The organism is Fluviicoccus sp., from assembly GCF_030646115.1.
Lineage (GTDB): Bacteria > Pseudomonadota > Gammaproteobacteria > Pseudomonadales > Moraxellaceae > Fluviicoccus.
In genome coordinates, this window is the sequence record NZ_JAUSMX010000023.1 from 67,736 (window position 1) to 90,326 (window position 22,591).

The 22,591-nt window shown below is 59.1% G+C and carries 24 protein-coding genes; 10 read left to right on the forward strand and 14 right to left on the reverse strand.

Annotation, left to right across the window (positions count from 1 at the left end; all coding sequences use genetic code 11):
• Positions 1–11: 11 nt before the first annotated feature.
• Complete coding sequence (zipA, locus tag Q7T36_RS15220) at positions 12–881, forward strand: cell division protein ZipA (protein ID WP_304850505.1); 870 nt, start codon at positions 12–14, stop codon at positions 879–881.
• A 156-nt stretch (positions 882–1,037) separates the two neighbouring features.
• Positions 1,038–3,065 carry an NAD-dependent DNA ligase LigA gene (ligA, locus tag Q7T36_RS15225; RefSeq protein WP_304850508.1) on the forward strand — a complete coding sequence of 676 codons (2,028 nt, stop codon included), beginning with the start codon at positions 1,038–1,040 and terminating at the stop codon, positions 3,063–3,065.
• Between the two features lie 48 nt (positions 3,066–3,113).
• Here the strand turns inward: ligA and Q7T36_RS15230 are convergent, their stop codons facing one another.
• Genes Q7T36_RS15230 through ispZ form a run of 5 tightly spaced genes read right to left on the reverse strand, consistent with a single transcriptional unit; the run spans position 3,114 to position 8,112 of the window.
• Positions 3,114–4,757 carry a SulP family inorganic anion transporter gene (locus Q7T36_RS15230; protein WP_304850511.1) on the reverse strand — a complete coding sequence of 548 codons (1,644 nt, stop codon included), beginning with the start codon at positions 4,755–4,757 and terminating at the stop codon, positions 3,114–3,116.
• Positions 4,758–4,786: 29 nt separating this feature from the next.
• Complete coding sequence (gene mnmC, locus Q7T36_RS15235; protein WP_304850515.1) at positions 4,787–6,658, reverse strand: bifunctional tRNA (5-methylaminomethyl-2-thiouridine)(34)-methyltransferase MnmD/FAD-dependent 5-carboxymethylaminomethyl-2-thiouridine(34) oxidoreductase MnmC; 1,872 nt, start codon at positions 6,656–6,658, stop codon at positions 4,787–4,789.
• The gene (locus tag Q7T36_RS15240; protein WP_304850518.1) at positions 6,652–7,248 is read right to left on the reverse strand and encodes a hypothetical protein; all 597 of its coding nucleotides are present in this window, start codon (positions 7,246–7,248) and stop codon (positions 6,652–6,654) included. The genes mnmC and Q7T36_RS15240 overlap by 7 nt, the downstream gene beginning before the upstream one ends.
• 26 nt (positions 7,249–7,274) lie before the next feature.
• A complete protein-coding gene (locus Q7T36_RS15245; protein WP_304850521.1) occupies positions 7,275–7,574 on the reverse strand; it encodes a YciI family protein in 300 nt (99 codons plus the stop codon).
• Position 7,575: 1 nt separating this feature from the next.
• Positions 7,576–8,112, reverse strand: coding sequence for a septation protein IspZ (gene ispZ / locus Q7T36_RS15250; RefSeq protein ID WP_304850524.1), 537 nt, complete (start codon positions 8,110–8,112; stop codon positions 7,576–7,578).
• Positions 8,113–8,176: 64 nt separating this feature from the next.
• On the opposite strand from ispZ, the gene Q7T36_RS15255 reads away from it, so the two are divergent.
• The 6 genes from Q7T36_RS15255 to rluB all read left to right on the forward strand — a co-directional run bounded on the left by Q7T36_RS15255 (position 8,177) and on the right by rluB (position 13,633).
• Positions 8,177–9,010 (forward strand): PHP domain-containing protein, encoded by an 834-nt coding sequence (locus tag Q7T36_RS15255; RefSeq protein WP_304850527.1) that lies wholly within the window; start codon positions 8,177–8,179, stop codon positions 9,008–9,010.
• Between the two features lie 87 nt (positions 9,011–9,097).
• The gene (locus Q7T36_RS15260; protein ID WP_304850530.1) at positions 9,098–9,721 is read left to right on the forward strand and encodes an L-threonylcarbamoyladenylate synthase; all 624 of its coding nucleotides are present in this window, start codon (positions 9,098–9,100) and stop codon (positions 9,719–9,721) included.
• Between the two features lie 316 nt (positions 9,722–10,037).
• Positions 10,038–11,252 carry a tryptophan--tRNA ligase gene (locus Q7T36_RS15265; protein WP_304850533.1) on the forward strand — a complete coding sequence of 405 codons (1,215 nt, stop codon included), beginning with the start codon at positions 10,038–10,040 and terminating at the stop codon, positions 11,250–11,252.
• A 6-nt stretch (positions 11,253–11,258) separates the two neighbouring features.
• Positions 11,259–12,107, forward strand: coding sequence for a ScpA family protein (locus Q7T36_RS15270; protein WP_304850536.1), 849 nt, complete (start codon positions 11,259–11,261; stop codon positions 12,105–12,107).
• On the forward strand, positions 12,098–12,715 hold the full coding sequence (gene scpB / locus Q7T36_RS15275) for an SMC-Scp complex subunit ScpB (protein WP_304850539.1): 618 nt from the start codon (positions 12,098–12,100) through the stop codon (positions 12,713–12,715). The genes Q7T36_RS15270 and scpB overlap by 10 nt, the downstream gene beginning before the upstream one ends.
• Before the next feature lie 15 nt (positions 12,716–12,730).
• Positions 12,731–13,633 carry a 23S rRNA pseudouridine(2605) synthase RluB gene (rluB, locus tag Q7T36_RS15280; protein WP_304850541.1) on the forward strand — a complete coding sequence of 301 codons (903 nt, stop codon included), beginning with the start codon at positions 12,731–12,733 and terminating at the stop codon, positions 13,631–13,633.
• Positions 13,634–13,694: 61 nt separating this feature from the next.
• On the opposite strand, the gene Q7T36_RS15285 is transcribed toward rluB, so the two are convergent.
• The 3 genes from Q7T36_RS15285 to rimO form a co-directional block, all read right to left on the reverse strand.
• The gene (locus tag Q7T36_RS15285) at positions 13,695–14,462 is read right to left on the reverse strand and encodes a YciK family oxidoreductase (protein ID WP_304850543.1); all 768 of its coding nucleotides are present in this window, start codon (positions 14,460–14,462) and stop codon (positions 13,695–13,697) included.
• A 48-nt stretch (positions 14,463–14,510) separates the two neighbouring features.
• Positions 14,511–15,185: an HAD family hydrolase gene (locus Q7T36_RS15290; RefSeq protein ID WP_304850545.1), complete on the reverse strand. Its 675-nt coding sequence runs from the start codon at positions 15,183–15,185 to the stop codon at positions 14,511–14,513.
• A 101-nt stretch (positions 15,186–15,286) separates the two neighbouring features.
• Positions 15,287–16,612: a 30S ribosomal protein S12 methylthiotransferase RimO gene (gene rimO, locus Q7T36_RS15295; protein ID WP_304850547.1), complete on the reverse strand. Its 1,326-nt coding sequence runs from the start codon at positions 16,610–16,612 to the stop codon at positions 15,287–15,289.
• Positions 16,613–16,924: 312 nt separating this feature from the next.
• Between rimO and glnL the strand changes: the two genes are divergently transcribed.
• The gene (glnL, locus tag Q7T36_RS15300) at positions 16,925–18,022 is read left to right on the forward strand and encodes a nitrogen regulation protein NR(II) (protein WP_370690139.1); all 1,098 of its coding nucleotides are present in this window, start codon (positions 16,925–16,927) and stop codon (positions 18,020–18,022) included.
• Positions 18,009–19,439 (forward strand): nitrogen regulation protein NR(I), encoded by a 1,431-nt coding sequence (gene glnG, locus Q7T36_RS15305; protein ID WP_304850549.1) that lies wholly within the window; start codon positions 18,009–18,011, stop codon positions 19,437–19,439. Before glnL ends, glnG begins: the two co-directional genes overlap by 14 nt.
• A gap of 15 nt (positions 19,440–19,454) precedes the next feature.
• On the opposite strand, the gene Q7T36_RS15310 is transcribed toward glnG, so the two are convergent.
• The 6 genes from Q7T36_RS15310 to Q7T36_RS15335 all read right to left on the reverse strand — a co-directional run bounded on the left by Q7T36_RS15310 (position 19,455) and on the right by Q7T36_RS15335 (position 22,492).
• The gene (locus Q7T36_RS15310; protein WP_304850551.1) at positions 19,455–20,249 is read right to left on the reverse strand and encodes a porin; all 795 of its coding nucleotides are present in this window, start codon (positions 20,247–20,249) and stop codon (positions 19,455–19,457) included.
• 31 nt (positions 20,250–20,280) lie between these two features.
• Positions 20,281–20,781 carry a DUF3106 domain-containing protein gene (locus Q7T36_RS15315; RefSeq protein ID WP_304850553.1) on the reverse strand — a complete coding sequence of 167 codons (501 nt, stop codon included), beginning with the start codon at positions 20,779–20,781 and terminating at the stop codon, positions 20,281–20,283.
• Positions 20,774–20,995: a hypothetical protein gene (locus Q7T36_RS15320; RefSeq protein WP_304850555.1), complete on the reverse strand. Its 222-nt coding sequence runs from the start codon at positions 20,993–20,995 to the stop codon at positions 20,774–20,776. Before Q7T36_RS15320 ends, Q7T36_RS15315 begins: the two co-directional genes overlap by 8 nt.
• Complete coding sequence (locus tag Q7T36_RS15325; protein ID WP_304850557.1) at positions 20,985–21,326, reverse strand: hypothetical protein; 342 nt, start codon at positions 21,324–21,326, stop codon at positions 20,985–20,987. The genes Q7T36_RS15320 and Q7T36_RS15325 overlap by 11 nt, the downstream gene beginning before the upstream one ends.
• Positions 21,323–21,868, reverse strand: a complete 546-nt coding sequence (locus Q7T36_RS15330) for an RNA polymerase sigma factor (RefSeq protein WP_304850559.1) — start codon at positions 21,866–21,868, stop codon at positions 21,323–21,325. The genes Q7T36_RS15325 and Q7T36_RS15330 overlap by 4 nt, the downstream gene beginning before the upstream one ends.
• A gap of 90 nt (positions 21,869–21,958) precedes the next feature.
• Positions 21,959–22,492, reverse strand: a complete 534-nt coding sequence (locus Q7T36_RS15335; RefSeq protein WP_304850562.1) for a hypothetical protein — start codon at positions 22,490–22,492, stop codon at positions 21,959–21,961.
• Positions 22,493–22,591: the final 99 nt, after the last annotated feature.

A 22,591-nucleotide genomic window follows, 5' to 3' on the forward strand; every position in this document is an offset into this window, starting at 1 on the left:
GGTTTCTATCTATGGAAAACTGGATTTGGGGCGCTGTGGCAGTCGCCCTGCTGGTACTGGCAAAAACGGTGTGGGATTATTTCCGGAATTCCGGGACCGGTACGGATGCCGGCCTGGCGGATAACGCCGAAGCGACCATGGATGGAATTCGTGTGGTGTCACGTGCCGAGCGCCGTGATCTTGCCCGTCGCGGCGTTTCCCTGAAGGTTGCGGCCGTTGTGGATGCGGCTCCGCAGCTGTCGGCGGTTGATGCATTGCCGGCCAATGACGAAATGGACACCGTCCGTTTTGTGGTTCCGGCCAAGAACGAGCCTGAAACCGCCACCAACGTAATCTCGCTGGAACTCCGCAAGAAAGCGTTCGCGGAAGACACGATCATTGGCGCCGAGGACGATTTTGTCGACCCGCTGGCTCTGTCGCAATCGCAAAGCCGGGTGGTGGAAGCCTCTGACTATGTGATCGTCTATGTCATGCCCAGCCATGTCCCGTTTGACGGTGAGCGTCTGCTGAAGTGTGCCTTGTCCTTCGGCCTGCGTTTCGGTGAAATGTCGATGTTCCACCGTCATGAGCATCCGAACGGTCATGGTGATGTGCTGTTCAGCATGGCGCGCGCTGATGATGTCGGTGCCTTTGACCTGGAAGCGATGACCGGTGAATTCATCCCCGGCCTGACCTTGTTCATGGCCTTGCCCAGCCCGCAACCGGCGCTGGCCTACGACATGATGGTTGACACTGCCCGTCGCATTGCCGCAGAACTGCACGGTGAAGTGCTCGACCAGAGCCAGAACCCGCTGAACCGGCAATTGGTGGAGCACTATCGTGAAGATGTGCTGGAATACACCCGCCGCCAGTTGATGTCGGGCGTTGCCGTCGCGGTTTAATTATCCGCAGCGGGCAGGGAATGAAAAGGGGATGTCTGACATCCCCTTTCCTTTTATCCGGGCGTCACAAATTATCGCGAGTCTTGCATTCAGTCTTCACCCATCGTCATTTTCCCGCTATTTTTAGCAGCCATAAACCAGCAGGAATCCGGTGACATGGCCGCCAGTCCCGAAATTGTTCAGAAAGCACGCGAACTTCGTCAGCAACTCCGTTATCACAATCACCGTTATTATGTTCTGGATGATCCGGAAATCAGTGATGATGGCTACGACCGCTTATTCCGCGAACTGCAAATGCTGGAAACCGCCCACCCGGAATTAAGCGCGGCTGATTCACCGACCCGACGCGTGGGCGGAGAACCGATACCCGCTTTTGTTTCCGTGCCGCATGTGGTGCCGATGCTGTCGCTGGGCAATGTCTTTTCAGCGGAAGAACTGCACGATTTTGAGCGTCGTATTCGCGACCGCCTGCCGCCCGACAGCCGTGATATTGAATATTGTGCGGAATTGAAGCTGGATGGTCTGGCGATCAGCCTGATTTATGAACAAGGACGTTTTATTTACGGTGCTACCCGTGGTGACGGAACCACCGGTGAAGATATCAGCCATAACCTGCGCACCATCCGCAATTTACCGCAGGTTCTGGATTTTACCGAACCGCCGGCATTGCTGGAGGTGCGGGGAGAGGTGTTAATGCCTCGCGCCGGTTTCCTGCGGCTGAATGCCGAAGCGGCGGCGAAGGGCGAGAAGGTGTTCGCCAATCCACGCAATGCGGCGGCCGGCAGCGTCAGGCAACTGGATCCGGCCATTGCCGCGCGCCGCCCCCTGGCGTTTTATGCGTACTCCGTGGTGCGGGCCGAAGGCGTGAATTTACCTCAGACCCAGTTTGAGGTTTTGCAATGGTTGAAGAGCGGCGGCTTCACTCTGAGTGATGAAATCAGGATGGGGTCGGGGCTGGCCTTTGTCGAGCAATTTTACGAGGACATTGGTCAACGGCGCGAGCAGCTCCCGTTTGACATTGACGGGGTGGTCATCAAGGTCAATTCCTTGCAGAAGCAGCAGCAACTGGGTTTTGTCAGCCGCGAGCCACGCTGGGCCGTCGCCTGGAAATTCCCGGCGCAACGGGCAGTGACGACGGTGGAGGCCGTGGATTTCCAGGTGGGCCGCACCGGGGCGCTGACGCCGGTGGCGCGGCTGCGTCCGGTGTTGGTGGGCGGGGTCACGGTCAGTAATGTGACGCTGCATAATCTGGATGAGATCCGGCGGCTGGGGCTGCACGTAGGCGATACAGTCGAGGTGATGCGGGCCGGGGATGTGATTCCCAAGGTGGACCGGGTTGTTTCCAGCCTGCCCGGGGCGATGCCGGTTGAGATGCCCTGTCAGTGCCCGGTATGCGGTTCTGCGATTGTTCAGGAGGAAGGCGGTGTGGTGGCGCGCTGCTCGGGCGATTATACCTGCGAAGCGCAGGTGCAACGGCGTCTGGCGCATTTCGTGTCGCGCAAGGCCATGGACATCGACGGGCTGGGTGAGCGCTGGCTGGTGCAATTGCTGGATGCGGGGCTGGTGCGCAACAGCGCCGACCTCTATCGGCTGACGGAATCGGCCCTGCTGGAGGCTGGTCTGGAAGGCATGGGTGAGAAGCTGGCGGCCAATATAGTCCTTGCCATTGCCAAGAGCCGGGAAACCACCTTGCCGCGCTTCCTGTTCAGTCTGGGCATCCGTGGCGTGGGTGAAAGCACCGCGCTGTCGCTGGCCGAGTATTTCGGTGATATCGACGCCCTCATGCAGGCGGATGTCGAAGTGCTGAAACAGGTGCCGGATGTCGGTGAGGTCTCGGCTGCATGGATTGTGGGTTATTTCAGCCAGCCGGAGCACCGGGAATTGATCCAGGCCTTCCGGGACGCCGGTGTAATCTGGAAGCCTGTGGAGCGTCATCATGTGCAACCGCTGGCCGGTCAGACCTGGGTATTGACCGGCGCCCTGACAGTCTTCAGCCGCGATGAGGCCAAGGTCCGCCTGCAGAAACTGGGCGCCAAGGTCAGCGGCAGCGTCTCAAAAAAAACCAGCGTAGTGGTGGCCGGGGAAGCCGCAGGCTCCAAACTGGAAGATGCCAACCGGTTGGGGGTGGCGGTCTGGAGTGAGGAACAGTTGTTAGCCATGCTGAGGGAGCAGGGGCTGGACTGAGTGACCGTCATTTGCCGGAGCAAGGACTCCGGCAAATGACGGCTTGGTTCAGGTCGAGACAGTCTGCAGGCGTTTGTGTTCAATCGCCATCGTGAAGTCATCGTAATAGTTTTGCCGCCCCAGCTTGTGGATGGTTCCCGCCTTCAGCAACTTCTTCTTCACGCTCCAGTTGGCCTCGCACAGGATCACCTCAACGCCGCGGTTTACGAACTTTTGCAGCACTTCCTCCAGCGTCTGGATGCCAGTGATATCCATGAACGGCACCCGTTTCAGGCGGATGACCAACCGTTTGGGGTCGGTGCGGGTATTCGCCAGCGCCCGCTCGAAATTTTCCACCGCCCCGAAAAAGAACGGGCCTTCAATGGTGTAGACCAGTACGCCTTCCGGCAGCTTGCGGCCGTTCAGTTCAAACTCCAGATCGGCAGAGGATTGTTGTTGCACCTCAACCGCCGTGGACATGCGCCGCAGGAAAAGCAGGGTGGCGAGAATGACGCCGATATTGACGGCCACCACCAGATCGGTGAAAACGGTCAGCAGGAATGTCATCAGCAGAATCACGACATCGGCCCGGGGTGCACGTTTGACCATGTTGATGAAGTGCTTCATCTCGCTCATGTTCCAGGCCACAAAAAACAGGATGGCCGAGAGCACACACAAGGGAATATGTACGGCCAGCGGAGCCAGGAACAGGATGATCAGCAGCAGCGTCAGGCAATGAATGACGCCGGACAAGGGGCTGGTGCCACCATTGCGGATGTTGGTGGCTGTACGGGCAATGGCGCCGGTGGCGGCAAATCCGCCAAACAAAGGGGCGGCAATATTCGCAATGCCCTGACCCACCAGTTCCTGATTACTGTCGTGGCGCGATCCGGTCATGCCGTCAGCCACCACGGCGGACAACAGCGATTCAATGGCGCCCAGCATGGCGATGGTAAACGCCGGGCCGATCAGCTCGACAATACGGGACAGGGTGATGCCAGGCAGGTGGAATTCAGGCAGGCCCAGGGGGATGCCGCCGAAGGCCGTGCCAATGGTGGCGACGCCCTGAAAAGCGAACACGGCCTGAAAGACCGTGGCTGCCAGCAGCGCCAGCATGGGGCCGGGGATCTTGTTTATGACGGGAATGCGCGGGGTCAGTACGACAATGGCCAGACTGCCCAGCGCCAGCGCCGTGGTGGCTGGGTGGAGCTGCGGCAAGACCTGCAGCAAATGCCAGACTTTTTCATGAAAATGCCCGCCGCCGGTAGACGGCAGGCCGAAAAAATCTTTCCATTGCCCTACCCAGATAATCACCGCAATGCCCGCCGTAAAACCGACAATAACCGGGTTGGGAATGAACTTGATGATGCTGCCCATGCGCGCCAGACCCAGCAACAGCAGCATGACCCCGGCCATCAAGGTGGCAATCTGCAAGCCTTCCATACCGTATTTGCCGGTGATGCCGGCCAGGATGACGATGAAAGCCCCGGTAGGCCCGGAAATCTGCACCCTGCTGCCGCCCAGCAGTGAGGTTAGAAGCCCCGCAATAATGGCGGTATAGATGCCCTGTTCGGGTTTGGCTCCCGAAGCTATGGCGAAGGCCATGGCCAGCGGCAGGGCGACCACGCCCACCACCAGTCCGGAAATAATGTTTGGCAACCAATGTGGACGACTTAATAAGCCGGCGTTCCAGGCTTCACGGATGGCGATCATGGCGCCTCACTCAACAATAATGTGAAAAATCAGGATGGCGCCAAGGCTGTGCCTTGGCGCCGGGCTTCCCGGCGGGCAAACCGGCCGGGATGCAGGCTTTTCAGGACCCTGTCCGGCACCGGAAACGGTTCACCGTTCAGTTCGGCGGCCAGGATTTCCGCCGCCAGCGGGGCAAAACAGAATCCCTTGGAGCCGTGACCGATGTTCAGATACAGGCCGGGCCGGTTTCCGGCGCGTCCAACCAGCGGCTGGTAGTCCTGGCTCTGCGCCCGCAGCGAGGCGCGTCCCTGCCATGCCGCCGCCGGAGGCAGGGCGGGGGCCAGCGCCGGGACAAAAGTCTTCAGTAAATGCCGGTTGTGGAGATGGTCTTCCTCGCGGATATCAGTGTCGGTTTCGTGCGGCACGAAGGAAGCGCCCATACAGTGCCCGCCGTCAAAGGCCGGGGTTACATAGCCGCCATAACACAGCACTTTTTTCAGGCCAGACAAACCGGGCGTACCGGGAAACAGGCTGATCTGGCCGCGAACCGGGTATACCGGCAGGTTGGGAATAACGTTGCGGGCATCCAGGGCATTGGCCAAAATGACGGCATCGAATGCCAGTGTCTCTCCGGCGGAGGTTGTACCCAGCCAGTGGTTCTCCACGGCCTGTAAATCGTCAATCCGGGTTTGCCAGCGACAATCGATGCGCGGGTCATCCAGCCAGGCACGGTACAGGGCATCCGGGTGCAGGAAACCCGCTTGTGGAAAATGCAGGCAGTCCGAGGTCAGCGTGACTCCGGCCAGCGCCGACGCGTCCTTGGCGTCGAGCCGCTGCACCAATTCGGGATGCCAGGGATGTCCCGGCAACTTGTCACCTTCGCGAAGCTGATTGCCCGCCAGCAGCAAGAGCAGGCCGGTTTCCCGCCAGATATCCGGCAAATGTTTTACCTGCTGCCGTAACCAGAGGTAGCCTTGCTGCTGGAAGTGCCAGGCGGAAAGATGCGGCGGTGCGATTTTCGGGTAGATGATGGCGGCCGGGTTGCCGGATGCGCCCGCGCCCGGACCGTCCTCTTTTTCCGCCAGCGTGACTTGCCAGCCGCGACGGGCAAAGGCGCGGGCGCTGCTGATGCCGGCAATGCCTGCTCCGACAACCAGCAGCCGTTTGCCTGCGGTGTGCAGGCGGGGGCGGTCCAGGCTGTTGGCGGAGCAGGGACCGGCCAGCTGTTGTTCGGCGATAATCATTTCACGTTTGCGGCCGAAACCCTTGACCCGTTCTACCCGGAAGCCCTGCGACTCCAGCGCCCGCTTAACGGCTCCGGCACAGGTGTAGGTGGCCGCTGTGGTGCCCGGTCGGCCCAGCCTGGCGGTGTGGCCGAGAATGTCCAGTTGCCAAAGTTCGGGATTGCGGTCCGGGGAGAAACCGTCCAGAAACCAGGCGTCAACATCAGCGTTCAGATCCGGCAACATCAGCGACGCTTCACCCAGCAGCAGTGTCAGGCTGACACGGGCTGCCGGAAACAACAGCCGATGCCAGCCGGGTGTCAGGTAGGGATATTGTTCCAGCAGTTGACTGGCCTGTGCAGCCAACTCCGGCCACAGCGCCAGCGCTTGCTGAAGGTCACTTGCCTTTAGTGGATGCATTTCCACCGACACAAAATGCAGCCAGGCATCGTCGACTCGGGTTTGCTCCCACAGTTGCCAAGCGGCGAGGAAGTTCAGCCCGGTGCCGAAACCTGTTTCTGCAATGGTGAAGTGCCGGCCGGGGCTCATGGAGGCGAAGCGTTGCGGCAGGCAGTTGCCCTCCAGAAAAACATGACGTTTTTCCGCCAGCCCGTTATCCACCGAGAAATAGATGTCCTCAAACTGACGCGACCAAGGTAGCCCGTCGCGCCATTCAAGATCGGCCGGAATGATTACCATGAGTCGTTTCGCGGCCTCCGGATACCGGACAGCAGCCATCCCAGAATGACTCCCCCCAAGGCAGCCAGCGCACCGTTGCGAATGCCTTCCGAGCTCTGATCGTTTTGCAGCACTTTTAATTGCAGGGCCAGATTTTCATTTTGCATCAGCAGGCTCTGGTTGCGGCTCAACAAGGCTTGATTGGCGACATTGAGTTTTTCGGCGTTGGCCAGCAGGCTTTGCCGCGCCCGCTCTACCGGGTCAAGCTCAGCTTGCAGCACAATATTGCCCTGGCTGAGGATGGGTGGAACGGCCATCGGCTTTGCCGGGTTTGTCGCCAACGGGGGGGTGGCGACAACAGTTTGCGGGGCAGGCTTTGGTGTCACAGCGGTATCAGCCGCCGGTTTAACCTTCTCCTGGGCAGGCTTGGCAACGGGCGCTACCGGTTTTGGCGAGGGAACCGGCTTGGCGGTGGCGGGCAGGGTGGCAGGCGATGCGGCCGGTTTTGCAATGACCGGTGCCGGGGATCCCGAACCGGCTTCAGGCGCAGGGGCACCGGACTCGGGCGTAGTAGCCGCCGGATTGGCGTGCAAAATCCCGGACAGCAGCATGGCTGCTCCGCACAACCACCCCCGGCTCATGGCAGCGCCTTGCGGAACGGCTTGACCGTGACACGGGCGTAAACCCCGGCTGCACGATAGGGGTCGGCATCCGCCCAGGCCGTCGCGGCTTCCAGGCTGTCAAATTCGGCAATGATCAGGCTGCCGCTGAAGCCGGCCTCACCGGGGTCGGGGCTGTCGATGGCGGGATGGGGGCCGGCGACAAACAACCGGCCTTCAGCCTGCAAGGCTTTCAGGCGATCCAGATGGGCGGGGCGGGTGGCCAGGCGTTGGGTCAGGCTGCCGGGAACATCTTCGGCCATGATGGCATACCACATATCAGGACTTCTCTTCGTTTTTGACGTAACGGGATAACACCGACAACTGGGCAATCATGAAGACCAGCGTGCAGCCCAGGCTGCCCCAGACCTTGAAATCCACCCAGTATTTCGGAATGAAAAATGCAAACCAGGCATTGGCCGCGCCCATGACCAGAAAAAAAGCCACCCATGCCAGGTTAAGGCGTTTCCAGATGGCATCCGGCATTTCCAGCGCCTGCTCCAGCATTTTCCGGGCCAGTGGCTTCTGCCCGATAAACTGGCTGCCCAGGAAAACCAGCGCGAAAACCCAGTTGATAACCGGAGCTTTCCATTTCAGCCAGACTTCATCATGCAGCATCAAGGTAATGGAACTGAAGGCAACCGTTGCAATCAGTGTGAACCACTGGCTCTTTTCCAGGCGGCGGGCAGCCAGCCAGATGCCGCCATAAACCAGCAGCGAAGAGGCAATCAGGACACCGGCCGCTGTATAAATGTCATAAAGTTTGTAGGCGGCAAAAAATGCAAACAGGGGGACAAAATCGAGTAACGGTTTCATATATTGGGCAGCACGAGGCTAATCTGTTAAAGTGGGAATGTTAAACTCCTTTCTGCCGTCTGTCATGCCAGCCATAGATCTTCACAGCCACAGCCTGTATTCGGACGGTAGCCTTGCTCCCGGTGATTTATGCCGCCTGGCCGCCGACCGGGGTGTCGAAATACTGGCGTTGACCGACCATGACAGCATTCGCGGTTTGCCGGAGGCGGCGGAGGCTGCGGCGGCCTGCGGCCTGCGTCTCATCAACGGAGTGGAAATTTCGGCGATGTGGGGCAATACGCTGGTGCATGTGCTGGGCCTCAACGTTGATATCCGCAATACCGCGTTGCAGGAAAACCTGAACACCCAGGCCGGAGCCCGCGGCAGGCGCGCCCGGCTGATTGCCGACCGGCTGGCGGCGCTGGGCAAGGGCGAAAGCTGGGAGTTTGTGCTGGCCGCTGCCGAAGGGGATGCCGACCGGGTGGGCCGCACCCATTTCGCCCGTTACCTGATGGATGCCGGCCATGTCCGCAACCTGCAACAGGCATTTTCCCGATTCCTCGGTGACGGCAAGCTCGCCGCTGTGCCCATTCCTTGGGTGTCCCTGCAAACCGCGATTATGTGGATTCTGGAGTCGGGCGGTGTGCCGGTGCTGGCGCATCCTTCGCGTTACGGGATCTCGCAAACCAAGCTGCGCGCGTTGTTGCAGGACTTTCGGGATGCCGGTGGCGTAGGCATGGAAGTCAGCAGTGGCGCGGAAAAGTCCAACGTGGTGCAGCAACTTGCTGCCTTGGCGGTCCGTTTTGATTTGCGGGCGTCCCAAGGCAGCGATTATCACGGCGCGCACATGCCCTGGCTGAAACTGGGGGTGTTTCCGGATCTGCCCAAGACATGTCGTCCGGTGTGGGAATTATTCTGAGGCAAGATCTTAGGTTACTTTAAGTTTGTCTCCCATTTTTCTGAATTTAAATGAATTTTTGCCTTAGTACGGCCAAGCGGTGCAAACATGAGCCAGTATTTTCATATTCATCCGGAAAATCCGCAGACGCGCCTGCTGAAGCAGGCGGTGGCGATAATCCGTAACGGTGGTGTGGTCGCCTATCCTACCGATTCTGCCTATGCGCTGGGTTGTCATTTGGGGGACAAGGATGCCTTGCAGCGCATAATCCGGTTGCGCCAGCTGGATGAGCGTCACCAATTCACGCTGTTGTGCCGCGACCTGTCGGAAATCGCCACCTACGCCAAGGTCAATAACGCGACCTACCGTTTACTGAAGGCCCACACCCCCGGCGCCTATACATTCATTCTCACCGCCAGCAGTGAAGTGCCGAAGCGGTTGATGCATCCCAAGCGCAAAACGATCGGCTTGCGTGTGCCCGAGCATCCCATATGCCAGGGATTACTGGCCGAATTGAATGAGCCGCTGCTGACCACCACACTGCAATTGCCCGGTGCTGAAGCGCCGCTCTATGATCCCGAGGAAATCTACGAGTCATTGGGCAAGCAACTGGACCTGGTAATTAATGGCGGTTTCGGGGCCATGATATCCACAACCGTGGTCGATCTTTCATCGGATGACGGCGTTCAGGTGTTACGGGTCGGGGCAGGTGATCCCGCCCCGTTCCTGTAGACAGCGGTCTCGCCCTGCAGAACATGAAAAAAGCCGTCTTTTGGTCATGTTTTTCAATAAAGGGGGCTTGTCAAGACTGATGGAAAGCGAATAGTATCTTCAGGTGACTTTCGCTTTTCATGGAGTTGAGCAAAGTCAGGCGCCTGTAGAAGGTGTCTCTCCTTGTTGATGGTGGTAATTATTTTTTGTTATCCAGGCAGACCGAGATGGTCTGCCTTTTTTTATTTGCCGGTTTCAAGGGCAATCCATTCTTTTTTGGACCGGTCCACCGGTATAATTCCAAGAATTTAATTATCTTCATGTTTTCCGGAAATCCATGAGCGTTGTTTCTTCATCATCGCGTGTACTGTCTGGCATGCGTCCCACCGGCCAATTGCATTTGGGCCATTATCACGGTGTTCTCAAGAACTGGGTCAAGCTCCAGCACGAGCATGATTGCTACTTCTTTGTCGCGGACTGGCATGCGCTGACCACGGCCTATGAAGACCCGCGCATCATTGAAAAAAGCGTGTATGGCATGGTGGTGGACTGGCTTGCCGCCGGGGTAAACCCCAAGACGGCTACGATCTTCGTGCAGTCGCGCATGCCGCAGCACGCCGAATTGCATTTGCTGCTGTCAATGATGACGCCGTTGGGCTGGCTGGAGCGAGTGCCGACCTACAAGGACCAGCAGGAAAAGCTCAAGGAAAAGGATCTGGCCACCTATGGCTTCCTGGGTTATCCGCTGCTGCAAAGCGCCGATATCCTGCTGTATCGCGCCGGGCATGTGCCGGTCGGCGCCGATCAGGTTTCGCACATTGAGCTGACGCGTGAAGTGGCCCGCCGCTTCAACCACCTTTACGGCCGTGAGCCGGGCTTTGAGGAGCTGGTGGAGGCGGGTATTGCCAAGATGGGCAAGAAAGCGAGCAAGGTTTATCTCGACCTGCGCCGCCGTTATCAAGAAGGCGGCGATGAAGAAGCGCTGGCTACCGCTCAGGCTTTGGTGCAGGACCAGCAGAACATAACCCTGGGCGACAAGGAACGCTTGCTGGGTTCTCTGGAAGGCAGTGGCAAGATCATTCTGCCCGAGCCGCAGCCGCTGTTGACCCCGGCGTCGAAGATGCCCGGTCTGGACGGCCAGAAGATGTCCAAGTCCTATGGCAACACCATTGCGATGCGTGAAGAGCCGGACAGTGTCGATGTGAAGATCCGCCGCATGCCGACCGATCCGCAGCGAATTCGCCGCACTGATGCCGGCAATCCGGATGTGTGTCCGGTATGGCAGTTGCATATGGTTTATTCCGACGACGCCACCAAGCAGTGGGTGCAACAGGGCTGCCGCTCGGCCGGTATCGGCTGTCTGGATTGCAAGAAGCCTGTGATTGAGGCTGTAAATGCCGAGTTGGCGCCGATTCTGTTGCGGGCCAGGGAATATGAGGAGCAACCGGAGCTGATTCGCAGCATTCTGGCCGAAGGGGCTGAGAAGGCCCGGGATGTCGCCGAGGATACGCTGCGTGATGTGCGTGAAGCCATGGGGCTGGGTTACCGGTAACCCGCCATGGCCAGCCTGTCCGCGCCTGAAGCCGAGGTCGCCCCGGAAATTATCGCCGAGGTGATTGCCCGGGTGTACGGCGAGGCCGTGACCGAACTGCCGGAGGACCTCTATATTCCTCCCGATGCGCTGGCAGTCGTGCTGGAAGCGTTTGAAGGTCCGCTGGACTTGTTGTTGTACCTGATCCGCAAGCAGAACCTGGATATCCTGGATATCCCGATTTCGCGGATCACTGACCAGTATCTGGCCTATATCGACCTGATGCAGGTGCTGCATATCGATCTTGCCGCCGAATACCTGCTGATGGCGGCGTTGCTGGCTGAAATCAAGTCGCGCATGCTGTTGCCGAAGCCTGTCCAGACCGGGGATGAGGAAGACGATCCCCGCGCCGAACTGGTGCGTCGCTTGCAGGAGTATGAGCGCTTCAAGAAGGCGGCCGAGGATCTGGACACCCTGCCGCAGGAAGGCCGCGACATTTTTCCGGCGCTGGCCGATGCCCCTTTGAAAATAGTGGTGTCTGAAGAGCTGATGATTGGCGATTTACCGGGCCTGCTGGATGCCATGCGTGATATCTTGCGTCGCGCCGAATTGCGTCAAAGCCATGTGATCGGTTCTGAGGGCTTGACCTTGGAGCAGCGGTTGCGTGAGGTGCTTGAGCGCTTGCAGGATGACTCGCTGGTGATGTTTCACGAGCTGTTTTTCTTGCAGGAGGGTCGCATGGGCGTGGTGGTCACGTTCATGGCCATCCTTGAGTTGTTGAAGCAGAAGATGATTACCTTGGTGCAAGAGTCTGTTTTTGCACAGATCTATGTCCGGCGAATGGACCCGCAGTCGGCGGAAGCAGCATGGGCCTAGATCGCAAGCTGGTCAGGGGTATTGTTGAAGGCGCCATTTTTGCCAGCCCGGTGCCAATGTCGGTTGAGGGTTTGCAGCAGTTGTTCGTGGATGGCGAGAAACCGTCCCGGCAGGAAGTGCTGCGTGCCATCGGCGAGTTGCAGACGGCTTATGCCGAGCGCGCCGTGGAATTGATTGAGGTCGGTTCTGGATTTCGTTTTCAGGTGCGGGCGCTGTACGCGCCGTGGGTCGGCAAGCTCTGGGAGGAAAAACCCCAGCGGCTTTCGCGGGCTTTGCTGGAAACTTTGGCAATTATTGCGTATCGTCAGCCCGTGACACGGGCGGAGATCGAAAGCATTCGCGGGGTGGTGGTCAGTACGCAAATTATCCGCACCCTGCTGGACAGGGAATGGATTGCGGTGGCGGGGCATCGGGAAGTTCCCGGACGCCCCGCCTTGCTGGCCACCACCCGGCAATTTCTGGATGCATTCAGCCTGAAAAACCTGGCTGAATTGCCCCCGTTGGCGGCGCTGCGCGACATCGACAGCATCACCCGGGATCTGGAACAACACCTGGCAGCCGCAAAACAAAAAGAACTGCCAATTGAGGGCCCGGTAAGTAATGAATGAGTATAGGCTGAAGCCATGAGCGAAAAGTTGCAGAAAGTCTTGGCCCGCGTAGGCCTTGGGTCACGCCGTCACATGGAAGAGGCCATTTCACAGGGTCGTGTCAGCGTTAACGGCCGCATCGCCGAACTGGGCGAGCGTATTGAAGCCGGTGATGAGTTGCGGGTGGATGGCCGCAAGGTGCAGTTCTCCGTCGAGGAAGAAACCCGTCGCCGGGTATTGATCTATTACAAGCCGGAAGGCGAGATCTGCACCCGGCATGATCCTGAAGGCCGTCCGTCTGTCTTTGACCGGCTGCCGCCGCTGAGCGGCGATCGCTGGGTGATGGTGGGGCGTCTGGATATCAACAGCACCGGTTTGCTGCTGTTCACCAATGACGGCGAGATGGCCAACCGCCTGATGCACCCCTCCAACGAGGTGGAGCGTGAGTATGCGGTGCGCGTCATGGGTGAAGTAACGCCCGCCGTGCGCCAGCAGTTGATTGACGGCGTGCAGTTGGAAGACGGCCCGGCCAAGTTCGAGTCCTTCTTTGAGGTGGGCGGTGAAGGCATCAATCGCTGGTATCAGGTGGTGGTGAAGGAAGGCCGCAATCGTGAAGTGCGCCGCCTGTTCGAATCGCAGGGCCTGCGCGTCAGCCGCCTGTTGCGTATCCGTTATGGCACCATTTCCCTGCCGCGCCAGTTGCACACCGGCCGCTGGATGGAACTGGACAAGGACGAGATTGAAGGTCTCACGGCGCTGGTCAAGCTGAAGCCGCGCACCGGCACCGGCTTGTACGGCCTGGCCAAGCGTCGCGCCGAGCGCATGCAGGACAAGCCTTTGCCGGCCCGTCGCGGTGGTTATCTGCGTCAGCAGCGTCGTGACGGCAACAGCAAGGGCGAGGGTCACGAAGTGCAGACCCACGAGCAGGAAGAGCGGTAAACTCCTGCCTGTTGCAGTCCACAAAAAAGCCGGGACTTCCCGGCTTTTTTACATTCAGGCTTCAGGCCTGTCGTGGCGGCTGGGCATCCAGCGACTGCCCGGTGACGCCGCGGCTGTCCGGACCCATCAGCCAGGTAAACACCGGCATGATTTCTTCCGGGGATTTGACCGTGGCCGGGTTTTCCGCCGGATAGGCGCGGGCGCGCATGGCGGTGCGGGTGCCGCCCGGATTGACACAGTTGAAACGGATTTGGGAAATATTGGTCATCTCATCGGCAAAGAGGGCGCTCAGAGCTTCAACGCCGCTCTTGGAAACGGCGTAAGCACCCCAGAAGGCGCGCGCCTTGCGACCGACGCTGCTGCTGACAAAGATCACCGAGGCGTCCGGTGAGCGCTTCAACAGCGGCAGCAAGGTCTGCGTCAGTACGAACGGCGCGCGCAGGTTGACCTTCATGATGTCGTCCCAGGTGTCCGGGTCATACATTTCCAGCGGTGTAATGTCGCCCAGCAACCCGGCGCTGTGCAGGATGCCGTCCAGCCGACCCAGTTCCTGCTCAATACTGACCGCCAACTGGTCAAAATCGGCCTGCGTGGCGGAGCTGAAGTTCATGGGAATGATGGCGGGTTGCGGATGGCCGGCCTTCTCGATGGCGTCATACACCTGTTCCAGCTTTTGCAGGTCGCGGCCCAGCAAGACGACTGTGGCGCCAAGGCTGGCGTAGGTTTGCGCGGCGGCGCGGCCGATGCCGTCGCTGGCGCCGGTGACCAGGATGACGCGCCCTGTCAGCAGTCCTTCCGGGGCGGCATAGTCAAGACCGTTCTGTGTCATGGGAAACCTCACGAAAATGGCAGGGCGGGCCACACGGCCCGGCCGGGGTTAATTCAAGTTTAGCAGGGCCGCCAGATCCTTCACCTCTAAAGCAAGGTGATCGGCGCACCAGTCACGGGGATCTTCACCTGCCACCACATAGCCCCAAGCGGCGGCGATGGTGGGCATCCCGGCATTACGGCCCGCCTCGATATCACGAATATGGTCGCCGACATAGGCAGACTGTGCGGGGTCCACATCCAGTTGGCGGCAGGCCAGATACATGGGCTCGGGGTCGGGTTTGCTGCGGGTGACATCATCCGGACAAACCAGCACACGGCAGCGCCGGTCCAGCTCCAGCCCGGCCAGCAACGGCTCGCTATAAATGCGCGGTTTGTTCGTTACCACGCCCCAGGGGATATTGCGGCTTTCCAGGGCCAGCAAAATGGTGTCCATGCCTTCAAAAAGACGGCTTTCCTCAGCCAGGCCCTCGGCGTACAAATCCAGGAATTCCTGGCGGATGCGGGAAAATTCCGGCGAGTCCAGTGGGTATTCCGGAAATCCGGTTTGCACCATGGCGCGTGCGCCGGCGGAGACGACGGCGCGGATGGTGTCATGCGGCAAGGGCTCACGGCCGTAGGTTTGGCGCAGGCGGTTCAGCACTCGGATGAAGTCAGGAGCGGTATCTACCAGAGTGCCGTCAAGGTCAAACAGGACGGATTGGTACAGGGCGGGGCGGGTCATGGTTTCAGGCTCACGGGCCGGAGTTGCACAAGACATCCGGTTCGGCCTTCACCTGGCAAGCGGAGTGCTGCGGGCAAGGCCGTCCGGTGGAAAAGGGCCGGTCAGAGACTGGCGTAAAGGTCATACTCGTCGGCTTCGGTCACTGTCACGGTTACGAAGTCACCGATCTTCAATGCGGCTGCGCCGTCGCCCTCAATGAAGACATTGCCGTCAATTTCCGGGGCATCGGCTGCCGAGCGGGCAATGGCGACACCGGCTTCCTCGTCAATGTCATCCACCAGCACCTTGATCTGCTGGCCGACACGGCGTTGCAGGCGGGCGGCGGAGATTTCCTGCTGCACTTCCATGAAACGCTGCCAGCGTGCTTCCTTGACCTCTTCCGGGACCGGGTCCGGCAGTTCGTTGGCCTTGGCGCCTTCAACAGCGGAGTACTTGAAGCAGCCGACGCGGTCCAGTTGGGCTTCCTGCAGCCAGTCGAGCAGCATCTGGAAGTCTTCTTCTGTCTCGCCGGGGAAGCCGACAATGAATGTGGAGCGCAGGATCAGCTCCGGGCACAGTTCACGCCATTGCTTGATCCGCTCCAGCGTGTTTTCACTGTGGGCAGGGCGCTTCATGTTCTTCAGCACGGACGGGCTGGCGTGCTGGAAGGGGATGTCCAGATAAGGAAGGATCTTGCCTTGCGCCATCAACGGGATCACGTTGTCGACGTGCGGGTAGGGATAGACATAATGCAGGCGCACCCAGACGCCCAGTTCGCCCAGCGCCTCGCACAGTTCCAGCATGCGCGACTTCAGCGGGCGACCATTCCAGAAATCGAGCTTGTACTTGATGTCGACGCCATAAGCCGAGGTGTCCTGCGAAATCACCAGCAGTTCGCGCACGCCGGACTTGACCAGGTTTTCCGCTTCGCTCATCACCGAGCCGATGGGACGGGAGACCAGGTCGCCGCGCATTGAAGGGATGATGCAGAAGGTGCAGCGATGGTTGCAGCCTTCGGAAATCTTCAGGTAGGCATAATGGCGCGGCGTCAGCTTGATGCCCTGTGGCGGCACCAGGTCGGTAAAGGGGTCGTGTTTGGGGGGCAGGTAGCCGTGTACGGCATGCATCACTTCTTCGTAGGCATGCGGGCCGGTAACCTTGAGCACATTGGGGTGGGCGTCGCGGATCTGGGACTCCTTGATGCCCAGACAGCCGGTGACGATCACCTTGCCGTTTTCCTTCAGCGCCTCGCCAATGGCGTCCAGCGACTCCTGAACCGCAGATTCGATGAAGCCGCAGGTATTCACCACAACCAGGTCGGCGCCATTGTAATCGGGGGAAATGCTGTAACCCTCGGAACGCAGCTGGGTGAGAATGCGTTCGGAATCGACCAGGTTCTTGGGACAACCCAGTGAAACAAATCCGACTTTTGGCTGTTGCTGCGACATCTGGACCTCGGGAAAAACACGGGAAAAAGGCGCGGCGATTGTACCCGCTCGGACCTCCGGACAGCCAGCATTCCGGCAGGAATAAATTGCACGAAAAATACCCGGCAGCGGCTTGGTTGACGCGTGAATGGCACATAATGATGCGTTATGTTGGTGCGCTGCTTGTGCTGTATTTGTACGCGCACCGGCATTAGGCGCTAATTTGGTGCAATGCACCAACAGAATACAGTGATTGTCGAAACTGGTGCGCTTATTGCATTGAGTTAGGGCGAAACCATTTCATCCCTCCAGGCTTTTCACAGGATAAGACACGTGTTGCCACCCGGAATTGAGGTCTACAAGCAAATACTTGACCATCTGAGCACGGCCGTCCTGATGACCGATGAGCAGTTAAGGGTTACCTTCATGAATCCGGCTGCTGAAATGCTGCTGGCTGTCAGTCGCAACCGCGCCATGGGTCAACATCTGCGTGATGTTTTTTTTGATGTGATCGGCGATGACGCGATGGCGGCGATTCAACAAACCCTGAGTACCGCGCACCCGTTCACGAAGCGTGAAGCACACTTGAGGGTGGGTGTGCATGAGGTCAGTGTCGATTATACCGTGGCCGCGTTGCTGTCGCCGGGCATGCCGCCCAGCCTGCTGATGGAGATGCAGCAAATCGACCGCCTGCTGCGCATCTCGCGTGAAGAAGCCATTCTGGCCAATCATCAGGCCACCCGGCATTTGGTGCGGGGCGTGGCTCATGAGATCAAGAATCCGCTGGGCGGCATCCGCGGAGCGGCGCAGTTGCTGGCCAAGGCATTGCCGGACAGCAACCTGACCGAGTACACCGCCATCATCATTGATGAGGCTGACCGCTTGCGCAATCTGGCAGACCGCATGCTGGGGCCGCGCAAACTGCCGCATCTGCAGGCGGTCAATATCCACGAGTGCTTGGAGCGCATCCGCTCGCTGGTACTGGTAGAGGCGGAGGGCGAGATCAATATTGTGCGGGACTATGACTTGTCGCTGCCCGAGCTGCGCGCCGATCCCGACCAGTTGATTCAGGCGATTCTCAACATTACCGGCAATGCCTTGCAGGCGCTACGCGAGCATCCCAACCAGACATTGCCGCCCATGATTACCTTGCGCACGCGCGCCCAGCGCCAGTTCACGATCGGGTCTATACGCCATCGCATCGTGATGCGTATCGACATTATCGATAACGGCCCCGGTATTCCCTCCAGCCTGGTCGAGCGCATTTTTTATCCCATGGTCAGCGGGCGGGCCAGTGGCACCGGGCTTGGCCTGTCCATTGCCCAGGACATCATTCACCAGTACCACGGCCTGATTGAGTGTGATTCCCGACCGGGCCAAACGGTTTTCAGTATTTACTTGCCTTTGGAGAACGGCCATGACGGCAGATGACAAGGTCTGGATTGTTGACGATGATCGATCCATTCGCTGGGTCCTGGAAAAGGCCCTGATGCAGGAAGGTTTCCAGGCCACGGCTTTTGAGGATGCCCAGCACCTGCTGACCCGGCTGGCCCGGGAAAAGCCGCATGCCATCATCACCGACATCCGTATGCCCGGCATCGACGGGTTGACGTTGTTGGCGAAGATTCGTGTGGAAAACCCTGATATTCCAGTGATTGTTATGACGGCACACTCCGATCTGGATTCAGCAGTGTCTTCTTATCAAGGCGGGGCGTTTGAGTACTTGCCCAAGCCCTTTGATGTGGATGAAGCCATCAGCCTGGTACGCCGGGCGGTGGCGCATCACCATGAGCAGCATTCGGAGGCTCAACCCTCCGTGCCGGTAAAAAGCGTCGATATCATTGGTGAATCGCCGGCGATGCAGGAGGTTTTCCGGGCTATTGGCCGCTTGTCACAGTCACATATCACGGTCTTGATCAATGGCGAGTCAGGAACTGGCAAGGAGTTGGTGGCGCATGCCTTGCACCGCCATTCACCGCGCACCAGTCGTCCGTTCATCGCCTTGAACATGGCAGCCATTCCCAAGGACTTGATGGAGTCCGAGCTGTTTGGCCATGAGAAGGGCGCGTTTACAGGCGCCACAGCCTTGCGCCAGGGGCGTTTTGAACAAGCCAACCACGGCACACTGTTCCTGGATGAAATCGGCGATATGCCGCTGGATACCCAAACCCGGCTGCTGCGTGTTCTGGCGGATGGTGAATTTTACCGGGTGGGCGGGCATGTGCCGGTCAAAGTGGATGTACGCATCATCGCGGCCACTCACCAGAATCTGGAGCGGTTGGTGGCGGAAGGCAAGTTCCGGGAGGATTTGTACCATCGCCTGAACGTTATCCGCATCCACATTCCGCGACTGCGTGACCGCCGTGAGGATATCGGTATGCTGGCGCAGCATTTTCTGGCGCGGGCGGGTCGTGAACTGAGCGTGGAAACCAAGATGCTGCGCCCGGAAACCACGGCATTCATGCAGCAACTGCCATGGCCAGGTAATGTTCGTCAGCTGGAGAACACCTGCCGCTGGCTGACGGTGATGGCGTCCGGACGTGAAATCCTGTTGGCCGACCTGCCGCCGGAGCTGCAGCAAGTGACTACTCATGAAGTTTCCCGTCCGGTGCAGACTTGGGAACAGGCTTTGGCGGAGTGGGCGCGTAAGGCTTTGGCCGGCGGCAGCCGCGAGCTATTGAATACTGCATTGCCGGCGTTTGAGCGGGTGATGATTACCACCGCGCTAAATCATACGGGTGGGCGGCGACGTGATGCTGCTGATGTGTTGGGGTGGGGTAGAAATACACTAACCCGTAAAATCAAGGAGTTGCGGATGGAAGTTGAAGGAGAGGATGATGATGAGTAATCCCCTCCGCGCCGCTTAAAGCTGCCAGACAACCCCGAGGCTGGTTTCAGTCTTGGGTTGTCCCGCTACGTCTTGCGCGGCGTAGCGGCTGAATCCGGCTTTGAGGGTCAGAATTTTGCTGATATCCCAACCGGCCGACAGCCGGGTAATGGCTTGGTCCGGGGCGTTCAGGTATGGCTCGTCCTGATCGCTATAGCTGATGCCCAGACGCAGTCCGTCTACCGGTTTGATGCTAATACCCGCACTCCAGAACAGATAGGCATCGGCATTGCCTGCCACGTTCTGGTTGCTGTCAATCCAGGTATGGCCTATGCCGGTCTGCAGGGTCAGCTTGTCCAGAGTGTATTGCCCGTCCAGACTGACACTCAGGTCGTGACTGTCAGATCCCAGCAACTGCGCGGCGTCGCCATTATCCAGCTTGTAAGTCAGGCCCGCGGTTATCCCTAGATCATCATTCTCCAACGGCAAAGCGTAACTTCCACCCAGAGTAATGTCGCCCATGCCTTCAAACTGCTTTTGCTTGGTCGCCAGGAACTGACCGATCAATCGGCCGCGCGGACCATAGATTTTCACTGCGCCGCTGAAATCCGCCTGCTTGTTGTAATACGGCGCATCCACAAACAACTGCAGGTTCCCCAAGTTCACGGCCGGGCTGAGCACGGCCTCCCAGGTTCGCAAAGTACCTTTCGCATATTCCTGACGGCTGACACTCCCTTGCAGTTCAAAGCTCCATTCCGGCTCCGGAATCTCAGCGGCTTGAGCCAGGGTGGACAGGGAAAGCACTAACGCCAGCGCGCTGTATTTCATCATGATTATTTCCTTTCTAAACAGTATATTAGAGTCATTTTCTCCGGTGATTCCTGATGAAATCACGGCGCATTTGGCGGCGTTCCTGCGGTGTTGCGTTCTTCAGCCGGGACTTGATCTCGTTTTTTTGCTCCGGGGACAACGATTGCCATTTATCCCGCATCGCGGCACGATCTTCCGGGGGCAGATTCTTGAACCAGTTCCAGCGGCGTTTCAGGGCCTCCTGCTCGGCTGGAGGCAGCTGCCGGAAATTCTGATAGCGCTGCAACAGTTTTTCACGCTGGTCGGCGGGAAGGTTCTGCCAGCGCTGGAAACGTTCGCGTACGGCGGCTTGCTGCTCCGGAGGCAGATTCTTCCAGTTTTGCACCCGATGCGCCAGTGCATCCTGACGTTCCGGGGGCAGCGACTGCCATTGGCCTTTCAGTGATTGCAGCAATTCCTGGCTCTGGGGCGGCAACGAATCCCAAGCGGTTCCGGCCGCCAGCGTCAGTGGCGCAGACAGTGCGGTCAGCAGCAACAGTATCAGTCTAGTCATGAGCTTTTTGCTCCCGGTTTACGGCTGGGGGAGCCGGTGATTTGACAGAATTTTGCACCACGGTTTCCAGATCGGCAGGGTCAAACACCTCGCCTTGATCGTCGCCAAAGGTTTCCAGATACTCCAGAAAGGCCTTGTCCAGCGGCTGCTCCCCGGCATTGGCCGATGCGCAGGCGGCGCTAAGGCAGAACGCCAGCCACCATTCAGGTTTCATAGGGGTCCTCTCCCAGAGCGGCAATCAGTTCCATGTCTTCCAGAAACTCCGGTTCAACGCTGGGTGTGGTGGTTTGCGCCTGTACCGGAGTTGGTGGAGCCGATGTCGGCAGCGATGCCGGTAACCACAGCAGGGCGGAAAGTCCGGCCGCCAGCGCCAGCCCGCCCATGGCCCACCATCCGGCTGCCTGCCGGGGCTGGCTTGGACGTGAAGTCCGCTGAAAAACCGACTCCAGACGGGAGTCCAGTTCCGGGTCGGCTTGTTTGGCTTGCCGGTCAAGGGTATCGGCCACCCGCCGGGCCAGGCGGTCGTCAGGTTCGGATGGATTCATGGCGCATCTCCGGGTTCGGACAGTCGCTGGCGCAGCGCGGCCAGTGCGCGGGCGTAATGGGTTTTGACGCTGTTTTCACCGCATTCCATGATTTGGGCGGTGGTGGCGGTGTCGTGGCCTTCCCAGGCGCGCAACAAAAAGGCTTGTTGCTGTCGCAGCGGCAACTCCTGTAACGCTGCCTGCACCCGGCCGAAATCATCCGCCCGCTCCAGCAGTACGGCCGGGTCGGCCTCCGGAGAATCGGCCACGTCCTGCAGCGGGTCATGATCCGGTTCTTCGGGATCGGGCCGTAACCAGACCATCCAGCGCCCGCGACGAGCCTGTTTGCGCTTCCAGTCCATGATCCGGCTATAGAGCACGGTATGGAACAAGGCAGGCCACTCCGCTTCCGGCCGGTCCGCATAGCGGCTGACCAAGGCCAGCAGGCTGTCCTGCACAATATCCAGCGCCGCTTCCCGGTCGCGAACAGCCATGCCCGCCATGATGCGGCCGCGTCGGGCGGCATCGCGGGCAAACTGTTCCATGCGGGAGGGATGGGTCATGGCTGGCCTGAAGGCATCCGGGTGAAAAGTCCCACCATAGTGAAATCCTTCCAACCCTTCAAGTCCGTCCATGATCATCATCCCAACGCCTTACTTGTTGCCCTGAATCTGGTGCGTGCTGCCGTGGGTTTGGGTTTCACCCTGCGGGTTGGTGGTGGTCACGGTCTTGGTGACGGTTCCGGCTTCCTTGTCCGCGCTGAGATCTACGGCGCGGGTGCGGGTTTGGCCATTGGGACCGGTAAAGTTATCCTGACGGGTAAAGCCGTCATCGGTTTTGGTAGTCACGGATTGACCGGATACCGGTTTGCCGTTGAAAGTGGTGCCGGTCATGGTGCGGGTATGGGTGCCGGCCTCCTTGTCATTGATGACTTCGACATTCTTGGTGGCGGTTTGGCCCTGATCATTGGTCAGCACGGTTTGGCGCTTGAAGCCGTTGTCAGTGACCTGCTGTTGGGTTTCGCTCTTGATGACGCGGTCGTTACGGGTATGGCGGGCGCCCTCATGTTTGAAGTTATGACGTTCGGCGCGGGGCTGATGCTGTCTTTCACCCGCGACGGCAGGAACGGTGGACAGGGCGGCGACAGCAACAACCAGCAGGGTCAGGGCGGACTTGACGGTATTCATGATGTATTCTCCACAAGGTTAGAATGGCACATTCCGTTGAATGTACGGTTAATAACGCTTCAGGCGGCCATCGGTTGACACGATCCGACTGTTTTATTG

Excerpts from the sequence above, each read along its gene's own strand:
- zipA (WP_304850505.1), top strand. The coding sequence starts at position 12 with ATGGAAAACTGGATTTGGGGCGCTGTGGCAGTCGCCCTGCTGGTACTG.
- ligA (WP_304850508.1), top strand. The coding sequence starts at position 1,038 with ATGGCCGCCAGTCCCGAAATTGTTCAGAAAGCACGCGAACTTCGTCAG.
- Q7T36_RS15230 (WP_304850511.1), bottom strand. The coding sequence starts at position 4,757 with ATGATCGCCATCCGTGAAGCCTGGAACGCCGGCTTATTAAGTCGTCCA.
- mnmC (WP_304850515.1), bottom strand. The coding sequence starts at position 6,658 with ATGGTAATCATTCCGGCCGATCTTGAATGGCGCGACGGGCTACCTTGG.
- Q7T36_RS15240 (WP_304850518.1), bottom strand. The coding sequence starts at position 7,248 with ATGCTGCTGTCCGGGATTTTGCACGCCAATCCGGCGGCTACTACGCCC.
- Q7T36_RS15245 (WP_304850521.1), bottom strand. The coding sequence starts at position 7,574 with ATGTGGTATGCCATCATGGCCGAAGATGTTCCCGGCAGCCTGACCCAA.
- ispZ (WP_304850524.1), bottom strand. The coding sequence starts at position 8,112 with ATGAAACCGTTACTCGATTTTGTCCCCCTGTTTGCATTTTTTGCCGCC.
- Q7T36_RS15255 (WP_304850527.1), top strand. The coding sequence starts at position 8,177 with ATGCCAGCCATAGATCTTCACAGCCACAGCCTGTATTCGGACGGTAGC.
- Q7T36_RS15260 (WP_304850530.1), top strand. The coding sequence starts at position 9,098 with ATGAGCCAGTATTTTCATATTCATCCGGAAAATCCGCAGACGCGCCTG.
- Q7T36_RS15265 (WP_304850533.1), top strand. The coding sequence starts at position 10,038 with ATGAGCGTTGTTTCTTCATCATCGCGTGTACTGTCTGGCATGCGTCCC.
- Q7T36_RS15270 (WP_304850536.1), top strand. The coding sequence starts at position 11,259 with ATGGCCAGCCTGTCCGCGCCTGAAGCCGAGGTCGCCCCGGAAATTATC.
- scpB (WP_304850539.1), top strand. The coding sequence starts at position 12,098 with ATGGGCCTAGATCGCAAGCTGGTCAGGGGTATTGTTGAAGGCGCCATT.
- rluB (WP_304850541.1), top strand. The coding sequence starts at position 12,731 with ATGAGCGAAAAGTTGCAGAAAGTCTTGGCCCGCGTAGGCCTTGGGTCA.
- Q7T36_RS15285 (WP_304850543.1), bottom strand. The coding sequence starts at position 14,462 with ATGACACAGAACGGTCTTGACTATGCCGCCCCGGAAGGACTGCTGACA.
- Q7T36_RS15290 (WP_304850545.1), bottom strand. The coding sequence starts at position 15,185 with ATGACCCGCCCCGCCCTGTACCAATCCGTCCTGTTTGACCTTGACGGC.
- rimO (WP_304850547.1), bottom strand. The coding sequence starts at position 16,612 with ATGTCGCAGCAACAGCCAAAAGTCGGATTTGTTTCACTGGGTTGTCCC.
- glnG (WP_304850549.1), top strand. The coding sequence starts at position 18,009 with ATGACGGCAGATGACAAGGTCTGGATTGTTGACGATGATCGATCCATT.
- Q7T36_RS15310 (WP_304850551.1), bottom strand. The coding sequence starts at position 20,249 with ATGATGAAATACAGCGCGCTGGCGTTAGTGCTTTCCCTGTCCACCCTG.
- Q7T36_RS15315 (WP_304850553.1), bottom strand. The coding sequence starts at position 20,781 with ATGACTAGACTGATACTGTTGCTGCTGACCGCACTGTCTGCGCCACTG.
- Q7T36_RS15320 (WP_304850555.1), bottom strand. The coding sequence starts at position 20,995 with ATGAAACCTGAATGGTGGCTGGCGTTCTGCCTTAGCGCCGCCTGCGCA.
- Q7T36_RS15325 (WP_304850557.1), bottom strand. The coding sequence starts at position 21,326 with ATGAATCCATCCGAACCTGACGACCGCCTGGCCCGGCGGGTGGCCGAT.
- Q7T36_RS15330 (WP_304850559.1), bottom strand. The coding sequence starts at position 21,868 with ATGACCCATCCCTCCCGCATGGAACAGTTTGCCCGCGATGCCGCCCGA.
- Q7T36_RS15335 (WP_304850562.1), bottom strand. The coding sequence starts at position 22,492 with ATGAATACCGTCAAGTCCGCCCTGACCCTGCTGGTTGTTGCTGTCGCC.